At 42.7% G+C, this 21,560-nt stretch carries 13 protein-coding genes and 2 pseudogenes; 13 read left to right on the top strand and 2 right to left on the bottom strand.

Annotation, left to right across the window (positions count from 1 at the left end):
• Both BLV99_RS09465 and BLV99_RS09460 read left to right on the top strand, forming a co-directional pair.
• Window positions 1-135, top strand: a pseudogene (locus BLV99_RS09465) (IS6 family transposase); the annotation flags it as partial.
• Between the two features lie 53 nt (window positions 136-188).
• A pseudogene (locus tag BLV99_RS09460) lies at window positions 189-5,531 on the top strand (SdrD B-like domain-containing protein); the annotation flags it as partial.
• A 51-nt stretch (window positions 5,532-5,582) separates the two neighbouring features.
• On the opposite strand, the gene BLV99_RS09455 reads toward BLV99_RS09460, so the two are convergent.
• Window positions 5,583-5,774, bottom strand: a complete 192-nt coding sequence (locus tag BLV99_RS09455) for a DUF3565 domain-containing protein (protein WP_092689982.1) — start codon at window positions 5,772-5,774, stop codon at window positions 5,583-5,585.
• A 116-nt stretch (window positions 5,775-5,890) separates the two neighbouring features.
• On the opposite strand from BLV99_RS09455, the gene gshB reads away from it, so the two are divergent.
• From gshB to lpxC, 8 genes are all read left to right on the top strand, one after another.
• Window positions 5,891-6,835 carry a glutathione synthase gene (gshB, locus tag BLV99_RS09450; RefSeq protein WP_086184054.1) on the top strand — a complete coding sequence of 315 codons (945 nt, stop codon included), beginning with the start codon at window positions 5,891-5,893 and terminating at the stop codon, window positions 6,833-6,835.
• A gap of 321 nt (window positions 6,836-7,156) precedes the next feature.
• Complete coding sequence (gene murG / locus BLV99_RS09445) at window positions 7,157-8,242, top strand: undecaprenyldiphospho-muramoylpentapeptide beta-N-acetylglucosaminyltransferase (RefSeq protein WP_425283543.1); 1,086 nt, start codon at window positions 7,157-7,159, stop codon at window positions 8,240-8,242.
• A gap of 13 nt (window positions 8,243-8,255) precedes the next feature.
• Window positions 8,256-9,704 carry a UDP-N-acetylmuramate--L-alanine ligase gene (murC, locus tag BLV99_RS09440; RefSeq protein WP_086184052.1) on the top strand — a complete coding sequence of 483 codons (1,449 nt, stop codon included), beginning with the start codon at window positions 8,256-8,258 and terminating at the stop codon, window positions 9,702-9,704.
• A gap of 56 nt (window positions 9,705-9,760) precedes the next feature.
• Complete coding sequence (locus tag BLV99_RS09435; protein WP_092689977.1) at window positions 9,761-10,690, top strand: D-alanine--D-alanine ligase; 930 nt, start codon at window positions 9,761-9,763, stop codon at window positions 10,688-10,690.
• Window positions 10,691-10,693: 3 nt separating this feature from the next.
• Window positions 10,694-11,548 (top strand): cell division protein FtsQ/DivIB, encoded by an 855-nt coding sequence (locus BLV99_RS09430; protein ID WP_092689974.1) that lies wholly within the window; start codon window positions 10,694-10,696, stop codon window positions 11,546-11,548.
• Window positions 11,549-11,619: 71 nt separating this feature from the next.
• Complete coding sequence (gene ftsA / locus BLV99_RS09425) at window positions 11,620-12,882, top strand: cell division protein FtsA (protein WP_086165333.1); 1,263 nt, start codon at window positions 11,620-11,622, stop codon at window positions 12,880-12,882.
• Between the two features lie 159 nt (window positions 12,883-13,041).
• Complete coding sequence (gene ftsZ / locus BLV99_RS09420) at window positions 13,042-14,232, top strand: cell division protein FtsZ (protein WP_086184049.1); 1,191 nt, start codon at window positions 13,042-13,044, stop codon at window positions 14,230-14,232.
• 123 nt (window positions 14,233-14,355) lie between these two features.
• Window positions 14,356-15,258 carry a UDP-3-O-acyl-N-acetylglucosamine deacetylase gene (gene lpxC, locus BLV99_RS09415; RefSeq protein WP_092689971.1) on the top strand — a complete coding sequence of 301 codons (903 nt, stop codon included), beginning with the start codon at window positions 14,356-14,358 and terminating at the stop codon, window positions 15,256-15,258.
• A 97-nt stretch (window positions 15,259-15,355) separates the two neighbouring features.
• On the opposite strand, the gene BLV99_RS09410 is transcribed toward lpxC, so the two are convergent.
• Entirely contained in the window at window positions 15,356-15,796 is a 441-nt protein-coding gene (locus tag BLV99_RS09410) for a DciA family protein (RefSeq protein ID WP_086165331.1), read from the bottom strand.
• A gap of 108 nt (window positions 15,797-15,904) precedes the next feature.
• Between BLV99_RS09410 and BLV99_RS09405 the strand changes: the two genes are divergently transcribed.
• The 3 genes from BLV99_RS09405 (at window position 15,905) to BLV99_RS09395 (ending at window position 21,536) form a co-directional block, all read left to right on the top strand.
• On the top strand, window positions 15,905-16,588 hold the full coding sequence (locus BLV99_RS09405) for a M23 family metallopeptidase (RefSeq protein ID WP_092689968.1): 684 nt from the start codon (window positions 15,905-15,907) through the stop codon (window positions 16,586-16,588).
• A gap of 281 nt (window positions 16,589-16,869) precedes the next feature.
• Window positions 16,870-19,572 (top strand): pyruvate dehydrogenase (acetyl-transferring), homodimeric type, encoded by a 2,703-nt coding sequence (aceE, locus tag BLV99_RS09400; protein ID WP_086184046.1) that lies wholly within the window; start codon window positions 16,870-16,872, stop codon window positions 19,570-19,572.
• 2 nt (window positions 19,573-19,574) lie between these two features.
• Window positions 19,575-21,536 carry a 2-oxo acid dehydrogenase subunit E2 gene (locus BLV99_RS09395; RefSeq protein WP_092689965.1) on the top strand — a complete coding sequence of 654 codons (1,962 nt, stop codon included), beginning with the start codon at window positions 19,575-19,577 and terminating at the stop codon, window positions 21,534-21,536.
• Window positions 21,537-21,560 lie beyond the last annotated feature (24 nt).

The following is a 21,560-nucleotide window of genomic DNA, read 5'->3' as shown; positions in this document are numbered from 1 at the left end:
TCTATGAAGACGGCTTATGCCACAATTAAAGGTATTGAAGTCATGCGTGCACTACGTAAAGGACAAGCATCGTCATTTTATTATGGTCAGCCTCAAGGTGAAGTGTGTCTAATCAACAGGGTTTTCGGTCTCTAAGCACTTTTAAAAAGGAACTTCATCGACTCAAATCTCTATTTGCAACAGTGCCGAAAATGGTGCTGTTGGTCGATGAACTGCCTGTAAATACCACGTTTAAATCGGCACAGGCTAAAAATGCTCAAGCTAAAATTTTGTATAAGCTTGCAAATGATCGTTACAGTACCGTTAGTCCGAATGATGTAAATCAAATCAATCAGTTGGTGGTTGGATTTCCGCAAATTGATGCCAATACCACAGAGCAAATTGATCTTGTGGTCAGCATGAACCGTAATATTGCAAAAACAACGGTGAATAATACCTATCAAGTGTCTTATGCGGTGACGGATAGCCAAAAAACGGTTTTGTCCAATACCGCTTCCACTGTCGTGGGCGGTTCAGCAAATATTAGCAATAACTCTGGTGACTTTAAAAATATTTTAGCCACTGGTAGTGTAAATAAGCCGCTTTATATTGAAGCGAAGAATGCCAGCTGCAATGCAGACCGCTATAGTTCAGATCGGGTCTTAATTCGGATTAAGTCAACCAAAACTGGTGACATTGAAAAAGTGATTGGCGTGGAAACAGGAGTCAATACCGGTGTATTCCAGTATACCTTGCCGACTACATTTTCAGACAAAGGCATTTCATATGACGCTGTGCTGCAAACGCTTAAGCGCGACCAAGTTGATATTCGTCTAACCGATTGTTTGGATGCTCAAGGGAAATCCACAGGCACAATTACCGATATTAGTACCAACGTATTGATAGATCCGTATGGTACGGTATTTGATGCCAAAACAGGCAAGCCTGTTGCTGGGGCAACAGTGACGCTTTTAGATCAAAGTGGTCAGCCAATTGGGAATAATATTGCCTTTGCAATTGACCCTCAAACTGGGAATAAGGTTTCTATTCCAGCGACACAAGTTACAAATGATGCAGGTGAATTTGTTTATCCATTTGTTGAAGCGGGTACTTATAGTTTCGTGGTGGATACCAGCACGATTCCGGGAAATTCTCGCTATACCTTTAAAAGTGATACATTTGTATATCCAAGTTTCCCAGCAGATAAAGCGGTTGATCTTAAATGGTCATATGCAGGACAGTTCACCTTAAATAATGGTGACCCCGCACTGAATATTGATATTCCGATTGATCCTAAAGTAGCAAATATCAGTTCATCGTTATTTGTTCAAAAAACTGCTTCAAACAAAACTGCAGAAATTGGCGAATTTGAAGAATATACTGTCAAGGTTGTAAATCGCGGAACTGTCGATTCAACCGATGTTGCCATTACCGATACTTTACCGAGAGGTTTTATTTACGTGCAAGGTTCTATGCGCGTAGACGAAACCAAAGTGGATGATCCTGTTGGCGGTAAAGGACCTTATTTAAAACTTGGATTAGGCACACTCACACCCAATAAAGAAGTTAAAGTTCAATACCGTGTTTATATTGGGCCCAATGCGCTCAATGGCGATGGTATTAACCGTGTGCGTGCTAAAGATGCTCAAGGTATTGAGTCCAATGAAGCTTCGGCAAAAGTTGAAGTCATACCAGGCGCCATGATTTCGGATGGCTTCATTGTCGGCAAGGTGTTCACTGACTGTAACCGCAATGGGATACAGGATCCGGGTGAGATTGGCGTGCCGGGGGTGCGGATTTATCTTGAAGACGGTAGTTATGTGATTACCGACAGTGAAGGTAAATATGATTTTTATGGCATCAGTGCCAAAACCCACGTTTTAAAAGTTGACCGTACCAGTTTGCCTCTTGCTTCTGAATTGGTCTTGATCAACAACCGTCAAGCGGGTGATCCCAATAGCCGTTTTGTGGATTTAAAACGTGGTGAGCTGCATCGGGCGGATTTTGCCATTACCGATGATACTTCGCAATGCTCACAACCTTTGATGCAGCGGATACTTGATCGGAAAAAACAGATTGAACAAGACAATACCAATTTGGAGCAAGTGCTGCGTTCAGATTTAACCCTCGATCCGATTTTCTCTAAAGTGACGGATGTACGCGGCCAGCCAGCCAGCGGTTGTATTTCTGCACAAGGTGTTCAAGCAAACTGTAATCTTGATTTTTCTAAAGAGCAGATTAAAGAATTAAAACAAGTTCAGTTTGAACCGGATAAATCAGGAATAAGACCGTCAGTTGCCTTACCTCTCTCTGAAGCTTTAGTTATCCCGAATGGTTCACCCGCAGAATTGATGAGCGCGGTGAAAATGATTAATTTGGAAACTGCTTTAGAAAGCGCTGCCAATAATCAATTAGAAATTTTGAACTTAAAAGATGGGCAGGTTTTGGCTTACCCTCAGACTTCTGTTCAGGTAAAAGGTGCTGCTGGTACGCAGCTACAGCTGTGGGTCAATGGCGAGCAAGTGCCCGAAAAACGTATCGGTAAACGTGCCGTTTTACCGAGTTTGCAGGTTTCAGGTCTCGATTTTATTGGGGTCGATCTTCAGGCAGGTCGCAATGCGATTGAAGTCCGTCAAGTGGACATGATGGGCAATACCCGCGACACAAAACGCATTGAAGTGGTTGCGCCTGACCAATTAGATAAGTTACAGCTGGAACCGAGCAAGGCCGCAGCACAAGCCAATGGTTATGACCGTTTTAATGTGGCTTTGAAAATTGTGGATCGTCATGGCACTTTGGTTTCAAGCCGCACCCCAATGACCTTAGATAGTTCAATCGGTAAAATTGACTTATTAGACTTAGATCCGAAACAGCCCGGTATTCAGGTCTTTGTTGAAGGCGGTACATTGGTTGTGCCGATTCAAGCACCGATTGAAGCTGGCGAGGGAACTTTATCGGTTGAGAGCGGCATTTTCCATGCCAGCACTCCTGTACGTTTCTTGCCTGATTTACGACCAATCATTGCTGTTGGTATGCTTGAAGGCTCAATTAATTTTAAAAAGTTTGATCCGAAACAATTGAGCAGCATTAATTCAAATGACGGTTTTGAAGAAGAACTCAGTGAAATTTCTTCTTCTCGTAATGGTCAACGCAGTACCACTGGACGGGCAGCATTATTCTTAAAAGGGCGGGTCAAAGGAGAGTATTTACTCACGTTGGCTTATGATTCTGACAAGGATAAAAATCAGCGACTGTTCCGTGATATTCGTCCAGATGAATATTATCCAGTTTATGGCGATTCAGCGGCCAAAGGTTTTGATGCGCAATCGACCAGCAAATTGTATGTACGTGTGGATAAAGGTCGTTCATATGTGATGTATGGCGATTATGTGACCCGTACTGAAAATGATGAAGGATTATCTTTAGGGCAATATAACCGTTCTTTAACCGGTGTCCGTGGTGCAATAGAAACAGATAAATACAAAGTGACTGCATTTGCAGCCAATACCAATACCCAGCAGGTTGTGAATGAACAACGCGCGATGGGTATTTCTGGCCCTTATGGTTTGGGCAGCGTAAATGCACAAGACATTCGTGACAATAGTGAAAAAGTCGAAGTGGTTACCCGTGACCGCAACAATCCTGGGCTCATCATTACGCGCACGACATTAACCCGTTTTACCGATTATGAAGTGGATTCTTTTAGTAACAGTATTTATTTAAAAGATCCTGTACCAAGTGTTGATGCAGATCTGAATCCAGTTTACTTACGCATTACTGTGGAATCTGACCAAGGCGGTGAAGAATACACGGTTGGCGGTGTATCGGGTTCAATGAAAATAACTGAGCAGGTTAAAGTAGGAGCCGCTTATGTCAATAGCGATAACCCACTTGCTCAAGATCAACTTGCCAGTGTGAATACGGTGGTTAAATTTGCCAATGATAAAGCTAAATTCATTGCTGAATTTGCCCGTTCAGAAAGTGTGAATGATGGCCTTGATCGCTTAACGCAGATTAATGCTAAACCCGATGCGCCTGGAAAATTATCAGGCAATGCGGGGCGGATTGAATTAAATTATACTTATAAAGACTTGGAGATGAAGCTTTATCATAACCAAGCGGATAGCGGATTCTACAACACAGCGGCATCTATTACTGCTGGCCGTAAAGAAAGTGGCATTAAAGGGCGTATTCAGTTAGATAAAATTGGTTTAGCCAAATTAGAAGCGATCCGTACCGAAGATCAGTTAAGCGGCGTGAATCAAGGGGTTTCGGCAAGCATTGAACGGGCGATTAACCGCATCGTGGCGGTAGAGCTTGGCTTAAAATATTATGATGAATCGGCTGATCCAGCGACGTTGAATACCACGCAAATAGCCCCTTATCATGGCACGTCGGTTCGGACAAAATTGACGGGTCAGCTGCCTTGGCAAGGTTCCAATGTCTTTGCTGAATACGAGCAGGATATATCGGAAGCAGATCGTCGTGTTTTCGCTTTGGGCGCAAATTATCAGATTAATACCAAATTAAGAGCATATGGCCGTCATGAGCTGGTCTCAAGTATTAATGGCTTGTATGATTTAAATAGCAGTCAGCGCCGTAATGTCACTGTTTTTGGTGTTGACAGTAAATATAACAACAATGGCACTGCATTTAGTGAATATCGTGTGCGTGATGGCATCAGTGCGCGCGAAGCTGAAGCTGCCATTGGTTTGCGCAATCGCTGGGAAATTGAAAAAGGCTTTTATGCCAACACCAGTTTTGAGCAAACCAAAGCATTGTCCAATGCCAACAACCGGAGTTCAGACAGCACCGCAGCATCCTTAGGGGTGGAATATTTGAAAAATCCGAACTGGAAAGCTGTTGCGCGTATTGAAGCGCGCTGGGCAGACCAAGCGGATACGCTGTTGAATAATTTAGGGCTTGCTTATAAATACTCGGATGATGTGACCTTATTGGCAAAAAATGTTGTTAGCCAAACGGACAGTAAGAGCCAAAATAGCGGAGACCGTTTGGTTGATCGCTTCCAGCTTGGTTTGGCATACCGCGATACTGAACGCAACCGTTTTGATTCGTTGGCGAAAGTTGAATACCGTTATGACAATAATCAAACAGATTTAAGCAATGCTTACTTAAAGCATGTTTATATTTTCTCTAACCATTTGAATTACCATCCAACGCAGGATTTCACTGTTTCGGGGCAATATGCGGTAAAAAATGTCAACACCACATTCTCTGGATTAGAGTCTAGCGGCATGACCCATATGTTGAGTGCGCGTGCTATGTATGACATTAATGAACGATGGGATGCTGGCGTGCATACGGGCGCATTGTGGTCCAATATGAGTTCGGGGCAGCGCATTTTGTTGGGTGCTGAAGTGGGTTATTTAGTGGCTGCAAATTTATGGGTTTCAGGTGGCTATAATTTCTCTGGTTATAAAGATGATGATTTGGCTGAGAGTGACACAACGCTTCAGGGCGCCTATGTGCGTTTTAGATTTAAGTTTGATGAAAACTTATTTGCCAGTAAGAATACTTTAAGAGAGCCATAAAATTGCAGTAGCTTAAGATTTAAAAATAGGGAGTGTCAGCTCCTTATTTTTTTATTTAGATAGAGCACACTGCTTACATTGCAACATCATCCCTAATTTTTCTTGCCGTCCTGCTGCTGTCATTACCCAAGGGCGGTTTTGCCACGGTGGATTATGTCGTACATGTTGTGCATGACCACAAGCAAGCTTCGCCACCCAATCTTGCTGATCATCCAAATGAAAACCAATAATGGCTTGCTGCATAGATTTCTCATCAATCCTCTTCACAATTATAGATAAAGCTTTAGCAAGAATGTGAAAACACATTGCAGTAATCTCCGCTATACTTTTCCCAATCTAAAAATATCAGAGTAAAAGATATGCGCGTACTTGTGGTGATGGATCCGATCGAAAACGTCAACTTGAAAAAAGATTCATCTATGGCCATGCTTTGGGCGGCCAGCCGTCGTGGACATACCTTGGGATATGCATTACAGCAAGATTTATATATCGAACAAGGCAAAGCATTCGGTTTAATTTCACCGCTGAAAGTGTTTGAAGATTACGATCATTATTATGAATTAGGTGAAAAACAAAAAGAATCGATTGCCGATTATGATGTGGTGTTGATGCGTAAAGACCCACCATTCGACATGAACTTTGTCTATACCACTTATATTTTGGAACAGGCAGAGCGCGAAGGGGCGTGGATTATCAACAAACCACAAAGCCTGCGTGACTGTAACGAAAAACTCTTTGCGACTCAATTTCCAGAACTACAAGTCCCGACTTTAGTGACATCACAAGACCGTTTGATCCGTGAATTTTTGAAAGAACAGGTGGATGTGATTGTAAAACCACTTGATGGTATGGGCGGAACAGGCATTTTCCGCTTATATCAAGATGGCATCAATATTGGATCGACGATTGAAATGCTGACCAATAACGGGACTCAACCGATTATGGCACAGCGTTATATTCCTGAAATTGTCGAGGGGGATAAACGTATTTTGATGATTAATGGCGAAGCTGTACCTTACTGCCTTGCGCGTATTCCACAAAATGGTGAAGTCCGTGGCAACTTGGCCGCAGGTGGTTTAGGACAAGCCCGTCCATTAAGTGAAAATGACAAAGCCATTGCTGCAAAAGTTGGACCTTATCTTCGAGAGAAAGGGTTGATTTTTGTCGGGCTAGATGTGATTGGTAATTATGTGACAGAAATCAATGTCACCAGTCCAACCTGTATCCGTGAAATTGATGACCAGTTTGGAACCTCTATTGCAGATGACTTATTTGCTGTTTTAGAAGCGGGTTTGAAGGCTTAAAGCGCCTGTTGTTAAAAGAAGAGTCCAATGCGGGCTCTTTTTTTAACCAGAGCGATTTGCCAGAAGAAGATTGAATTTATCGACCAGTTCAAATTAAGCGTACAAAACTGGATAAAACAGGCATAAAATTATATATTAATGCATCGAGTAATAATAAAACTAGTTTAAACTTTTAAATCCGTAGAAAAAAACAATCAAGCACTTCGTGAAAAAAAGTAAATACGCTTCCCCGACTTAGTGTTTGTGATTACAATTGAACGCTTAAAATGAATTTTCCATTGCCTTTATTTTGAATTGAAGAATTAGACTGTGACCAAAGCAATGAAAACAAAGCCCCAACATGTCATGATGATGGCTGCAGGTACAGGTGGACATGTTTTTCCTGCATTAGCTGTTGCTAAACAATTACAGCAACACGGGGTAGAAGTGTCTTGGCTGGCAACGCCAACGGGCATGGAAAACCGATTATTAAAAAATCAAGACATTCCAATTTATCAAATTGATATTCAGGGGGTACGTGGTAATGGTGTGGTGCGTAAATTATTAGCGCCGTTTAAAATTTTAAAAGCCACGCTCAGTGCGATGCGTTATATGAAACAGCTCAATATTGACGCTGTGGTTGGTTTTGGTGGTTATGTTGCTGGCCCTGGCGGTTTAGCAGCACGTGCTTTAGGGATTCCTGTCATCATTCACGAACAAAATGCGATTGCAGGTTTTACCAACACGCAATTATCGCGTATTGCAAAAACAGTGTGTCAGGCCTTTCCCAATACCTTCCCTGAAAGTGCAAAAATTGTCACCACAGGCAATCCTGTACGCAAAGAAATTACTGAAATTTTAAATCCGTCTTGGCGTTATCAAGAGCGTGCTCGAGCAGAGATGCCTATACAGATTTTAATTGTCGGTGGCTCTTTAGGTGCTCAAGCATTAAATCAAATTGTTCCAGAAGCATTGAAACAATTGGATGTGCCGATGCAGGTATTTCATCAATGTGGTCAAGACCACAAAGATGCGACGCAAGCACGTTATGGTGATGTACCGACCACGTTACAGGTCGAGGTGCAACCCTTTATTGAAGATATGGCAAAAGCGTATGCTAATGCAGATCTGATTATTTGCCGAGCGGGTGCTTTAACCGTGACTGAAATTGCAACGGCTGGCGTGGCTGCAATCTTTGTCCCACTACCGAGTGCGGTTGATGATCATCAAACCGCAAATGCCAAATTTTTAGCCAATATCAATGCTGCGAAAATTTGCCCACAAAGCAACATGACAGCAGAAAGTTTAAAAGAATTACTAACACCACTGATGAATCGCCAATTGCTGTCTGAAATGGCAGTCAAAGCACGTCAAAAAGCACAACCCGATGCAACCCAGCATGTGGTTCGTTTAATTCAAGAATTGTAAATTAGAGTTATATATGTCTCCATCTACTCCTGCTGATCAAGCGAAAAAGTTAATTAAAGTGCCTGAAATGCGCCGTATCAAACACATTCATTTTGTGGGAATCGGTGGTGCAGGGATGTGTGGCATTGCGGAAGTATTAAAAAACCAAGGCTATAAAGTGTCTGGTTCAGATATTAAAGCCTCTAAAACCACGGCACAGCTCGAAGAAAATGGCATTAAAGTTTTCATTGGGCATAGCGCTGAAAATATTAAAGATGCCAATGTGATTGTGGTGTCGACAGCCATTGATCAAGAAAACCCAGAAATTAAAGCAGCGATTGAAACCCGTACCCCAGTGGTTCGTCGTGCTGAAATGTTGGGTGAGCTGATGCGTTACCGTCATGGTATTGCAGTTGCAGGAACACATGGTAAAACCACCACCACCAGCCTTGTAACCTGCATGTTGGCAGAAGAAAACCTGGATCCAACCTATGTGATTGGTGGTTTGCTGAACCGTACGGGTGTGAACGCTGCGTTGGGTGCGAGCCGCTACATTGTGGCTGAAGCAGATGAGTCGGATGCATCATTCTTACACTTACAGCCGATGGCAACCATTGTGACCAATATTGATGCTGACCATATGGATACCTATGGCGGTAGCTTCGACGTATTAAAAGATACCTTTGTCGAGTTTCTACACAAACTGCCATTTTACGGTTTAGCTGTGGTGTGTGGTGATGATGCCAATATCCGTGAAATTATGCCGCGTATTGGTCGTCCGTTATTGACCTACGGTTTTAATGAAGATAACGATATTCGTGCTGTTGACGTTGATCAAGATGGTATGCGTACGCATGTTACTGTGCTGCGTAAAGACCGTGAACCGCTGCGTGTTACCATCAACCAACCAGGCTTACATAATGTATTGAATGCCTTGGCTGCGATTGGGATTGCGACCGATGAAGGCGTTTCTGATGGTGCAATCTGCCGTGCATTAGAAGGCTTTAGTGGTGTGGGTCGTCGTTTCCAAGTGCACGGTGAGTTTGAACTGGACGGTGGCAATGTGAAATTGGTGGATGACTATGGTCACCATCCTAAAGAAGTGGAAGCCACCATTAAAGCAGCACGTCAAAGTCATCCTGATCGTCGTTTAGTTATGTTGTTCCAGCCGCACCGATTTAGCCGTACCCGTGACTGTTTTGATGATTTTGTCGATGTATTGTCACACGTTGATCAATTATTATTACTTGAAGTGTATCCTGCGGGTGAAAAGCCAATTGTTGGTGCAGATAGCCGCAGCTTGGCACGCAGTATTCGTTTACGCGGTGAAGTCGAACCGATTTTGATTGACCCTGTAGAAGGCAATTTAGAAAATGTGATGCATAAAGTGTTACAAGCGAATGACTTGTTATTAACCCAAGGCGCAGGTAATGTGGGTGCTATCTCGAGTGAGCTTGCACAAAATAAATTGTATTTAAAATAATCACCTTGTGTGATTTTGAATTTGATTGTTCAGTTATAAAGTTTAAGGATATAAACGTGGCAAATGCTTCAGAATTCGGCAAAGTTGCCGTGTTGCTTGGTGGGAAATCAGCTGAGCGCGAGGTTTCTCTAAATAGTGGTAAAGCTGTACTTGAAGCATTGGTACGTTCAGGGGTAGATGCCGAAGCGTTTGACCCGCAAGAGCGCAGTGTGACTGAACTTGTGAACTATGACCGTGCCTTTATTGTGTTGCACGGCCGTGGCGGTGAAGACGGTCAAATTCAAGGTGCATTAGAGTGGTTGAACCTTCCTTATACCGGTACTGGTGTACAGGGTTCAGCGATTGGTATGGATAAAGTCAAAACCAAGCAAGTTTGGCAAGGTTCAGAACTTCCAACCGCACCATATCGTATTGTGACCAAAGATTCCGATCTCAACGCGGTGGTGGAGAGTATTGGTTTGCCGTTTATTATTAAGCCGGTACATGAAGGTTCAAGTATCGGCATGAGTAAAGTTGAACGTCTTGAAGACTTTGCGCTGGCAATTGCGAAAGCGACCGAACATGATGCTGTGGTGATGGCTGAAAAATGGATTACAGGGCGTGAATTTACCATTGTTATTCTGAATGGTCAGGCACTTCCTGTGATTCGTCTTGAACCGCCAAAAGATGTGGCATTTTATGATTATGACGCTAAATATAAGCGTAATGATGTGCAGTATGGTATTCCTTGCGGTCTGACCGAAGCTGAAGAAAAACAACTGCAAACGTTATGTTTACGTGCATTCCAAGCAGTTGGTGCCAGTGGTTGGGGGCGTATTGATGCGATGCAAGATGAACAGGGTAACTTCTGGTTGTTAGAAGTAAATACTGTGCCGGGCATGACCAGTCATTCTTTGGTACCCAAAGCTGCGCAAGCAGTTGGTTATAGCTTTGATGAACTGTGTGTTGCGATTTTAGAACAAACATTGACGGCTGTGGCTCACTAAACTATGGCTCAACTTCCTGCTTCAATGCGCCGTAAACGAGCAGCAATCACATCAATACACGATAAGCCACCGACGCGTAAGGAAAAGCTTGCGAATTTCGGTGGTTGGTTGTTATTGCTTGTTGCACTCGCAGTATTGGCGGTAGGGGTATATGGTTTATATACGGTCATGACCGATGCACAAGTGGCTGAGCTTAACGTGGTCGGAACACGATCAGATGCTGAAACGCGTCAGGTCATGACACATGTTGCACCGACAGTCACGGCCAATTATTTTACTGCTGATTTAGAAAAAGTTCGAGATCAAGCATTGGCGTTGTCTTGGGTTGATCGCGTGGTGGTATCACGTGCATGGCCAAACTCAATCCGAGTACGCGTCATGCCGCGTCATGCGATTGCTCGTTGGGGAACAGGCCGATTATTAAGTGATAGTGGTGATATTTTTGCAGAGGTCATACCGCAAAATAATCAGAAATTACCCTTGCTACACGGACCCACTACACAGTCAAAAATGATGATGCGGCGTTACAATGAAATTAATCAATTATTCCTGCCAGTCAATGTTCGTTTAAAAGAATTATATTTAACAGAACGTATGACTTGGTTTATGCAGTTTGATTCTGGTTTACGCATCATTGTGGATCAAGATCAAACCATGAGTAAACTTCAACGCTTGAGTCATCTGGCACAAAGTGATTTAAAACCAGTTTGGTCTAAAATTTCATCGGTCGATTTACGTTATAGAAATGGATTGGCCATACAATGGAAGAATGCAGCAGCACCAAAGATTGTAAATGGTCACTTTGTTGTAACGATTGATGACACAAGCATTGCAGATGCAAGAACGGTAAAGCCATAATTGAGCGGCTTTATATAAAATAGAGGCTTTAAGCCAAAAATTAACTAAACACGTCATGGTAGTAGTAGATAATGAATGAAGCTGTTCCCTCGGTTGTTGCGATTGACATTGGGACACACAAAGTTTCAGTTTTGATTGGTAAGGTACATGCGCCAGACAATATCCAAGTAATTGGTATGGCGACCGCTCGTAACCGAGGCATGAATAAAGGAAAAATTGTAAGTCTCGACAAAGTCATTACTGCAATCAAAAATGCCGTACAAGAAGCAGAAGATATGGCTGAATGCCGAGTGCATTCCGCTTGGATTTCAATTCCAAGTGCAGAATTAAAAAGCTTTTATGCATCAGGTCGTACACCTATTGAAAATAGTGACCACACCATTACCACAAGTGAAGTGGTACGCGCACTAGAGCTGGCCAAAGCCAGTCATTTAACCTCTGATCATTATTTGGTCAGTGCAGTGCCTTTGGGTTTTGAATTAGATGATTCAACAGAATGGGTACAGAATCCGATTCGGATGTCTGCACACAGTATGAAGGGGCATTATCAGTTGATGATGTTGCCGATTAGCACCATGCAGAATTTGGATCGTGCGCTTAAAGGTGCCAATATTGGCGTTGAAAAAATGGTGGTGTCTTGTTTAGCCACGGCTGAATCTAGCTTGCTCAAAGATGAAAAAGAGTATGGCGTATGTTTGCTAGATATTGGTGCAGGTACGACTAATATTGCCGTGTATTTAGATGGTCGTCTTGCTTTAACCCATACCTTACAGCGTGGTGGTGAGAATGTAACCCGAGATATTGCTGCGGTACTGCAAACCACAACAGAGGAAGCTGAACGAATTAAGCTTCTGTATGGTTGTGTTGAATTAAAAGTGGTCAAACCAGATCATATGATTCAATTCCAAGGCATTGATGGGCCGCAAACGATTAGTCGCATTGAATTAACTGAAATTATTATTGCGCGCTATGAAGAAATTTTGAATCAAGTGCATCAAGAATTACAACGTAATGGTGCAATTCATGGTTTATATCATGGTGTGGTGTTGACGGGCGATGCCAGTCAAATTGAGGGTATGGTGAATTTGGCACGTCATATGCTGGGTGTTTCTGCTCATTTAGGCAATCCACCCGTACAGGTCTATGCTGAAGAACAAAATCAGGCGGCTTTGCGCCGTTCGCAATATGCAACAGCGGCTGGATTGTTAATGTTTAGTCAAAGTGACACACAAGATACGATTGTGGAAGCTACTGATCCTGAAAAGCTGTCTGTTTTCAAACGAGTAGGGCGAGCATGGTCGGCATTGAATAATCAGTTAAAATCGATATTTTAAGTTGAATTTATTGGGAATATTGTTAGGAAGTTGTACGTCTAACGGCTTGCACTTGACAAGCGTGCAGTTGAACAGCATTCTAAAAAACAATTTTATTAAGATTAAGGCAGTATACGGGCTTAAGTGACTGCCAATTACGCATTAGGAAATCCAAAGGTCATGGCCTCATTTGAATTTTTAGAAGATGATCAAAACGATAGCAACGGTCAAGCCCGTTTCACTGTGTTTGGTGTAGGTGGTGCTGGTGGTAATGCTGTACAACATATGCTTGAGTCAGACATTCAAGGTGTAAAATTTGTTTGTGCCAATACGGATAAACAAGCTTTAGATCGTATGAATGCACAATTCAAAATTCAGTTAGGCGAACAAAGCACGCGTGGTTTGGGTGCGGGTGCAAATCCTCAAGTGGGTCAAACTGCTGCTGAAGAGAGCCGTGAAATCATTCGCCAACACCTTGAAGGCACCGACATGGTCTTTGTCACTGCTGGTATGGGTGGTGGTACAGGTACGGGCGCTGCGCCTGTTGTTGCTGAAATTGCCAAAGAAATGGGGATTTTGACTGTAGGTGTGGTGACGACTCCATTTAACTTTGAAGGCAAACGACGTCAACAATCTGCTGAAAAAGGCATTGAAGCTTTGGAAGCGCATGTTGATTCTTTAATTATTATTCCGAATCAACGTTTGCTTAAAGTCTTCCGTGATATTTCCATGAAAGACGCATACAAAAAAGCAGATGACGTATTGCTCAATGCGGTACGCAGTATCTTTGATCTTGTGGTTCGCCCAGGACATATCAACCTTGACTTTGCCGATTTAAAAACTGCCATGAGTACGCGTGGTTATGCCATGATGGGTGTAGGTTCTGGTCGCGGTGAAACGCGTGCCCGCCAAGCTGCTGAACAAGCCATTCGTAGCCCACTGCTGGATAATGTAACCATTATGAATGCCAAAGGTATTTTGATTAATGTCACTGGTGGTGATGACGTGACCTTCGGTGAAATTGAAGAAATTACTGATGTAGTCAATCAGATTGTCGATTTGGACGAAGGTCAAGTGTTCTACGGCACTGTATTTGATCCAGATGCGCGTGATGAAATTAGCGTAACGGTAATTGCTACAGGTTTAACGCGTAATTCAGCCGATTCTGTGGATACGGTAAAACGTCCAACAACGCAGTCTGCAACTCGTCCAGTGAGTTCAGTTGCTCAAGCTGCTGTGGAAGATGACGATGTGCCAGCAATCCAACGTCAACAGAGTGAAGCGAGTGCGACCACTGCTCCAGCAGTCGGTACAGCGCGCCCAACACCGATGAGTATTCAAGATTACTTGAAAAATCAGCAACGTAAATAAAGATGAATTAATGTGGTCTGCATAAATTCAACAGAAAAGGTAGCCTAAAGGCTACCTTTTTGTTTTTTATCAATGGCTAAATATGCTAACGTATAGCGGTTTGATGAGCAGATGATAGAAAACATGTTGAAACAAAGAACCCTACAACGTGTCGTGAAAGCGAGCGGTATTGGTCTTCATAGTGGGCAAAAAGTCTTAATTAACTTTGTGCCGCACCATGTTGATGGGGGAATTGTGTTTCGACGTATCGATTTAGATCCACCTGTCGATATTCAAGCCAATGCCATGCTGATTCAAGAAGCATTTATGTGCTCTAATTTGGTTCAAGAAGATGCCAAGGTCGGCACCATTGAGCATGTCATGAGTGCAATTGCTGGATTAGGCATCGACAATCTGATTATTGAGGTTTCTGCTTCTGAAGTACCGATTATGGATGGCAGTGCAGGCCCATTTATTTACTTGCTGATGCAAGGTGGTCTAGCTGAGCAAAATGCACCGAAAAAATTTATCAAAATATTAAAAACAGTTGAAGCATTGATTGATGATAAACGTGCTGTTTTTCATCCACATCAAGGCTTTCAGTTAAACTTTACCATTGATTTTGATCATCCTGCATTTAAAAAAGAATACCAGTCAGCGACCATTGATTTTTCAACCGAAACCTTTGTGTATGAAGTCAGTGAAGCACGAACTTTTGGTTTTATGAAAGATTTAGATTATCTCAAAGCCAATAATTTAGCCTTAGGCGCAAGTTTAGACAATGCGATTGGTGTGGATGAAACAGGTGTAGTGAATGAGGAGGGGCTACGTTTCTCTGATGAGTTTGTACGGCACAAAATTTTAGATGCTGTTGGCGATTTATACTTACTTGGACATCAAATTATTGCTAAATTTGATGGCTATAAGTCAGGACATGCATTAAATAATCAATTATTACGCAATGTTAAAAGTGATCCAACCAGTTACGAAATTGTAACATTTAATGACGAAACGCAATGTCCAATTCCTTATGTAAGTGTGACATAAGTCATTGTCTTTTAATGTGTGTGTTATAATATAACAACTATGACTGTTAAGTCGGTCACATAATTTTTGGCTGATTTCAGCGACAGCAAAGTGCTGGTTACTTTTTATTGCTTGCCAAACGTAGCATTGCTTGGCTAAGCTTGGGGTCGCTCACAAAGTCAGCAGCATCACGAATTAAATCTTGAGTATCTGGGCTAAGGGATCTGGTCAGCGCTTCAGGTTTTGCGGGTGTTGGTGTTTGAATTCTTAAACGAACTTGCAGTTTGTGTAATTCTTTGAATTCTTCTAATTGTAATAATTGAGCAATATATTGCTTTTGAAGATATGCCAGTTGACTAATCATAGCTTGATTTTCACCGGTAATGGTCAAAACGCCATTTTGATAACAAACAACTTTCCATTGCTCCGGTTGGGGCAAGATAGGTTGAATGATTTTTGTAAGTTTCTGCCATGCAGCAACTTGTGTAGAGAGAAACGTAAAGTTTCCTGTTTTTAAGTGTTTTCTTGTTTGTTGAAAGAGCTTCACTGGTTCAGACATACATTGTTCCTTCATATTTGTGTCTTAATCTTATGCGCTTCGTTCAGTAGATATCAAGGAAGAGATCACACAAGGACATTAACTAAGAACAGTTAAAAGAGGTTTTTTATGCATACGCGACGTATTCTATTAGCGTTTTCATTGGCAGCGTCTGCTGCATCTGTAGCTTTTGCGGATTTAGTTGAACTAAATTCTAACGACGTATCAACAGATCGTATTGAACAACTGACTCGTACTTTGGCTCAGGGTTCTTATGTAGAGTCAAATGATATTGACCTCCCTGCTGAAACTAAAATGAGTGTTCAATTACGTGAAAAAACTGTTGAATTGAACAATGAATCGCTGGCAAAGAAATACGGCTCAAGCACCTCAAAAAGCTATTCTAACAATCCTTACTCTTGGTTGGTATCTCACCCATTGCCTGATATGAATCGTGTCAGTTCAAACTATGGTGGTCGTACCATGGGTGGCCGTGCTGAAAATCATTCAGGTTTAGATATGTCTGCCCCAAGTGGTACTGCTATTTATGCAACCGGTCCAGGTGTGGTCACTAAATCGGGTTGGGGTACAGGCTATGGTCAATATGTGGAAATTAATCATGGCAATGGTTATCTCACGCGTTATGCACATGCATCTCGTCTGATTGCCCGCGTTGGCGATAAAGTACAAGCCGGTGAACATATTGCTAATGTGGGTTGTACGGGGCGTTGTACTGGCCCTCATTTACATTATGAAGTCGTCAAAGATGGTCAACGTAAAAATCCGTCAACTTATTTAGCGATGTTGCCATAAGTTTTTCCATGATGGATTACAACTTTGCTCTGAATAGTCTTAAAGAATGTGATCTAAGCGCTTATAGCTTTTAACTCTAAATATTATCATTCAAAAGAATACTTATTGTATAAAAAACCGCCTTTATTGGCGGTTTTTTGTTTTATTGCGTAAAGAATGGTCAGTAGATATTTATTTTCTAAATAATAGTGCTATTCCGTATTCAGCTGTGGCAATAACTGAAATCAGCCAAAGTATGATACATATAGAGAATATAAATAGGCTCAAGGAATAGGTGCAATATGGCGTTTTATGGTGATACTGACGCGCAAGAAACCCAAGAATGGCAAGATGCTTTCGACTCGGTTTTACAACATATGGGAACGGAGCGAGCGGCATTTTTACTGGAAAAACTTTATCAGCGTGCAATTGCTACACATGTTCCTATTCAGCGCCTAAATACGCCTTACCGCAATACAATTTCGGTTGACGAAACGCCAGCAATGCCAGGCGACCAAGATATGGAACGCCGTATTCGTGCGTTGATTCGTTGGAATGCTTTGGCAATGGTACTGCGTGCGAATAAAACAGGTGATGATTTAGGTGGTCACTTAGCCAGTTTTGCATCTTCAGCAACTTTGTATGATGTTGGTTTTAATCATTTTTTTCGTGCCAATAGTGATCACTTTGGTGGGGACATGATCTATTATCAAGGTCATTGTGCACCCGGTATTTATGCACGTTCATTCCTTGAAGGTCGTTTGACTGAAGACCATTTAAATAATTTCCGTCGTGAAGTGGGCGGTATTGGTCTTCCAAGTTACCCACACCCGTACTTAATGCCAGATTATTGGCAGTTCCCGACTGTATCTATGGGCTTAGGGCCTATCATGTCGATTTATCAAGCGCACATTCAAAAGTATTTGATGAACCGTGGTTTGATTAAAGAAGAAGACCGTAAAGTTTGGGCTTATCTGGGCGATGGTGAAATGGATGAGCCAGAAAGCTTGGGTGCAATTTCACTGGCAGGTCGTGAAAAGTTAGACAATTTAATCTGGGTGGTGAACTGTAATTTACAGCGTCTAGATGGCCCTGTACGTGGTAACGGCAAGATTATTCAAGAACTTGAATCATTGTTCCGTGGTGCAGGCTGGCGTGTGATTAAAGTGGTTTGGGGCCGTCATTGGGATCCATTGTTGGCGAAAGACAGCACAGGCGCACTTCAAGCCGTGATGGAAGAAGCGGTCGATGGCGATTTCCAACGTTACCAAGTGAAAGGTGGCGCATATACGCGTGAAAAATTCTTTGGTAAGTATCCTGAAGCTGCGGAACTGGTCAAAGATTTAAGCGATGAAGATATTGATAATCTGAACCGTGGTGGTCATGACCCATACAAAGTATTTGCTGCCTATGCAGAAGCGTGTACAGCCAAAGGTCAACCTACTGTAATTCTTGCGAAAACAGTTAAAGGTTATGGTTTGTCTGAAGAAATTGAAGCGGTCAACAAAACGCATCAAATTAAAAAGATGCAAATTGAATCTTTAAAATACGTTCGTGACCGTTTCAACTTGCCATTCAATGATGAGCAATTAGAAGAAGTGCCTTTCTACCGTCCAAGCGAAAATTCGCCTGAATTGAAATATATGAAAGCGCGTCGTGAAGCATTGGGTGGTTACTTACCTGCACGTCGTAAAGAAAGTGAACAGCTTGCCATTCCTGAGTTGTCTGTATTTGATGCAGTGTTGAAAGGCAGTGGTGGTAAAGAACAATCAACCACGATGGTGATGGTGCGTTTAATCTCTGCATTATTGAAAGAGAAAGCCATTAAAGACCGTGTTGTCCCTATCGTTCCTGATGAAGCACGTACTTTTGGTTTGGAAGGCATGTTCCGTCAATTGGGTATTTATGCAGCGCATGGTCAAAAATATACCCCTGAAGACCAAGAACAATTGATGCATTACCGTGAAGCAAAAGACGGTCATATGCTTCAAGAAGGGATTAACGAAGCGGGTGCAATGAGTGCATGGGCAGCATTGGCAACCAGTTATTCAACCAATAACTTGCCAATGATTCCAATGTACATGTACTACTCGATGTTTGGTTTCCAGCGTATTGGTGATATTGCATGGGCAGCAGGCGACGCACAAGCACAAGGCTTCTTGTTGGGTGCAACTGCAGGTCGTACTACGCTAAACGGTGAAGGTTTACAGCACCAAGACGGTCACTCGCACATTCTTGCGAACACCATTCCAAACTGTATTTCTTATGATCCATGTTTTGGTTATGAACTCGCTGTGATCGTACATGATGGTTTACAGCGTATGTATGTCAACCAAGAGCGCGTGTTCTATTACTTAACTGTGATGAACGAAAACTACGAACATCCTGAAATGCCACAAGGCGCTGAGGAAGGCATTAAGCGTGGTATGTACTTATTGCAGGAAGATGAAAAAGCCACTGTACAGTTGATGGGTTCAGGCGTGATTCTTCGTGAAGTGATTAAAGCGGCGCAAATTTTGCGTGACGAATACCAAATTCATTCAAACGTGTACAGCGTAACCAGCTTTAATGAACTGGCACGTGATGGTATGGCATGTGAAGAATATAACCGCTTGCACCCAATGGCTGAAACAGCAAAAGAAGCGTGGATATCGAAGCAACTTCGCAATACCAATGGTATCGTGGTTTCGGCGACAGACCATATGCGTGCATACAGCGAACAAATTCGTGCTTATCTTCCAGATAACCGTCCATTCGTAGCGTTAGGTACAGATGGCTATGGCCGTTCAGATACACGCGCAAATTTACGTAGTTATTTCGGTGTTGATGCTGCGCATATTGTCGTTGCGACGTTGAAAAAACTTGCAGATGAAGGCGAAGTTGATGCGCGTTTAGTAAAAGATGCAATTTCTAGTTTTGAATTAGATACAGACCGCCCAGTGGCGTGGTTGCCACAAACGCATCCAGAGCTTCATGCGGTTGCTGACTACAAAGAGGAGAACTAATCATGCAAATTATGACTCCAGATATTGGTGTAGATAAAGCAACAGTGGCAGAAATTTTAGTCAAAGTGGGCGATACCATTAGCGTTGATGACAGTATTATCTTACTTGAATCGGATAAAGCCTCTGTTGAAGTGCCTAGCACTTCGGCAGGTGTGGTTAAAAGCATTTTGGTTAATTTGGGTGATGAAGTTGCTGAAGGTGCAGTATTGATCGAACTAGAAGCAGAAGCCGCGACGGCATCTGAAGTAGTTGCAACACCTCAGCTTGAAGCTGTGGTTGCACCTGTTCAATCAAATACAGCGCCAGTGGTTGAAGAAAAAACGTCAACTCCTGCTGCTACGACAGCAACGGTTGTTGAAGTGAAAGTGCCTGATATTGGTGTGGAAAAAGCCTTGGTCGGTGAAATTTTGGTGTCTGTGGGCGATGAAATTGATGTAGATCAAAGCATTGTTGTGGTTGAATCAGATAAAGCAACAGTTGAAGTACCAAGTACAATTGCAGGCACTGTGGAAGCCGTTGAAATTCAGGTTGGTGACAGCGTGAAAGAAGGCGTGGTTCTGCTTAAAGTGAAAACTGTAGGTTCGGTCGCTGTAGCAGTGCAAGAGGGGCCAAAAGTAGTTGCGCCTGTTGCTGAAACTGCACCAGTAGAAGCTGCTCCTCAGGTCGTTGCTTCAGCAGGTCCAGTTGAAGTTTCAGTCCCTGATTTAGGGGTTGATAAAGCTGCTGTTGCTGAAATTTTGGTGGCTGTGGGTGATACGGTTGAAAAAGACCAAAGCATCATCGTGGTTGAGTCAGATAAAGCGACAGTTGAAGTACCAAGTACGATGGCAGGTGTGATCAAAGCAATTCATGTTGCACTTGGTCAAAATGTTTCGGAAGGCATTGCACTGGTGACGATTGAAGCTGAAGGTCAAGCTGCTGCACCTGTTGCAAAAGTCGAAACAGCAAAAGCGACAGCTCCTACTCAAGCAGCAGCTAAAGTACAACAATCTGCACCTGTAGCTGCGACTACAAATGACGTAGATAAGTTAACCAAAGAGCAAAGTGCTGCAAATTCGAAAGTATATGCAGGCCCTGCGGTGCGTAAACTTGCACGTGAACTGGGTGTCGTGTTGTCAGAAGTAAAAGCATCAGGCCCGCATGAACGTTTGATGAAAGAAGATCTGGTTGCTTATGTAAAAACGCGTTTGACAGCGCCTCAGGTTGCTCCTGTGGCTCAAGCCGTTGCTCAAGTTGCTGGTTTGCCAAAACTGCCTGATTTTAGCGCATTTGGTGGTACAGAAGAAAAAGCCATGACGCGTTTGCAACAGGTTTCTGTTCCGCAATTGTCATTGAATAACTTCATTCCACAAGTTACACAGTTTGACGCAGCGGATATTTCTGAGCTTGAAGCATGGCGTAATGATCTTAAAGGCAACTTTAAGAAAGAAGGCATTAGCCTGACCATTATGGCATTTATTATTAAAGCCGTTACGCATCTACTAAAAGAAGAGCGTGATTTTGCAGGTCATTTGGCGGATGATCAAAAATCAGTCGTGTTGCGAAATGAAATCCATATGGGGATTGCAGTTGCGACACCTGATGGTTTGACCGTTCCAGTACTGCGTAATCCAGATCAAAAATCAATTAAGCAAATTGCAGTTGAACTGGGTGTACTGGGTCAAAAAGCTCGCGACAAAAAACTTTCTCCGAAAGACTTGCAGGGTGCGAACTTTACCATTACCAGTCTAGGTTCAATTGGTGGTACAGCATTTACACCGCTGGTAAACTGGCCGCAAGTGGCAATTTTGGGTATTTCACCTGCAACCATGCAACCTGTTTGGAATGGTGAAGGTTTTGACCCACGCTTAATGTTGCCGTTGTCATTGTCTTATGACCACCGTGTGATTAATGGTGCAGATGCTGCGCGTTTCACCAATAAATTGACCAAGCTTTTGGCTGATATTCGTAGCTTATTGCTGTAATTTTTAGTCTAAAAATGTGCATGA

It is taken from the genome of Acinetobacter kyonggiensis (assembly GCF_900107285.1).
Classification (GTDB): domain Bacteria; phylum Pseudomonadota; class Gammaproteobacteria; order Pseudomonadales; family Moraxellaceae; genus Acinetobacter; species Acinetobacter kyonggiensis.
This window is presented reverse-complemented; position numbering and strand designations above follow the sequence as displayed.

Bases quoted from the DNA above. Each gene is read 5' to 3' on its own strand.
- BLV99_RS09455 (WP_092689982.1), bottom strand. From the start codon at position 5,774: ATGCAGCAAGCCATTATTGGTTTTCATTTGGATGATCAGCAAGATTGG.
- gshB (WP_086184054.1), top strand. From the start codon at position 5,891: ATGCGCGTACTTGTGGTGATGGATCCGATCGAAAACGTCAACTTGAAA.
- murG (WP_425283543.1), top strand. From the start codon at position 7,157: ATGAAAACAAAGCCCCAACATGTCATGATGATGGCTGCAGGTACAGGT.
- murC (WP_086184052.1), top strand. From the start codon at position 8,256: ATGTCTCCATCTACTCCTGCTGATCAAGCGAAAAAGTTAATTAAAGTG.
- BLV99_RS09430 (WP_092689974.1), top strand. From the start codon at position 10,694: ATGGCTCAACTTCCTGCTTCAATGCGCCGTAAACGAGCAGCAATCACA.
- ftsA (WP_086165333.1), top strand. From the start codon at position 11,620: ATGAATGAAGCTGTTCCCTCGGTTGTTGCGATTGACATTGGGACACAC.
- ftsZ (WP_086184049.1), top strand. From the start codon at position 13,042: ATGGCCTCATTTGAATTTTTAGAAGATGATCAAAACGATAGCAACGGT.
- lpxC (WP_092689971.1), top strand. From the start codon at position 14,356: ATGTTGAAACAAAGAACCCTACAACGTGTCGTGAAAGCGAGCGGTATT.
- BLV99_RS09410 (WP_086165331.1), bottom strand. From the start codon at position 15,796: ATGTCTGAACCAGTGAAGCTCTTTCAACAAACAAGAAAACACTTAAAA.
- BLV99_RS09405 (WP_092689968.1), top strand. From the start codon at position 15,905: ATGCATACGCGACGTATTCTATTAGCGTTTTCATTGGCAGCGTCTGCT.
- aceE (WP_086184046.1), top strand. From the start codon at position 16,870: ATGGCGTTTTATGGTGATACTGACGCGCAAGAAACCCAAGAATGGCAA.
- BLV99_RS09395 (WP_092689965.1), top strand. From the start codon at position 19,575: ATGCAAATTATGACTCCAGATATTGGTGTAGATAAAGCAACAGTGGCA.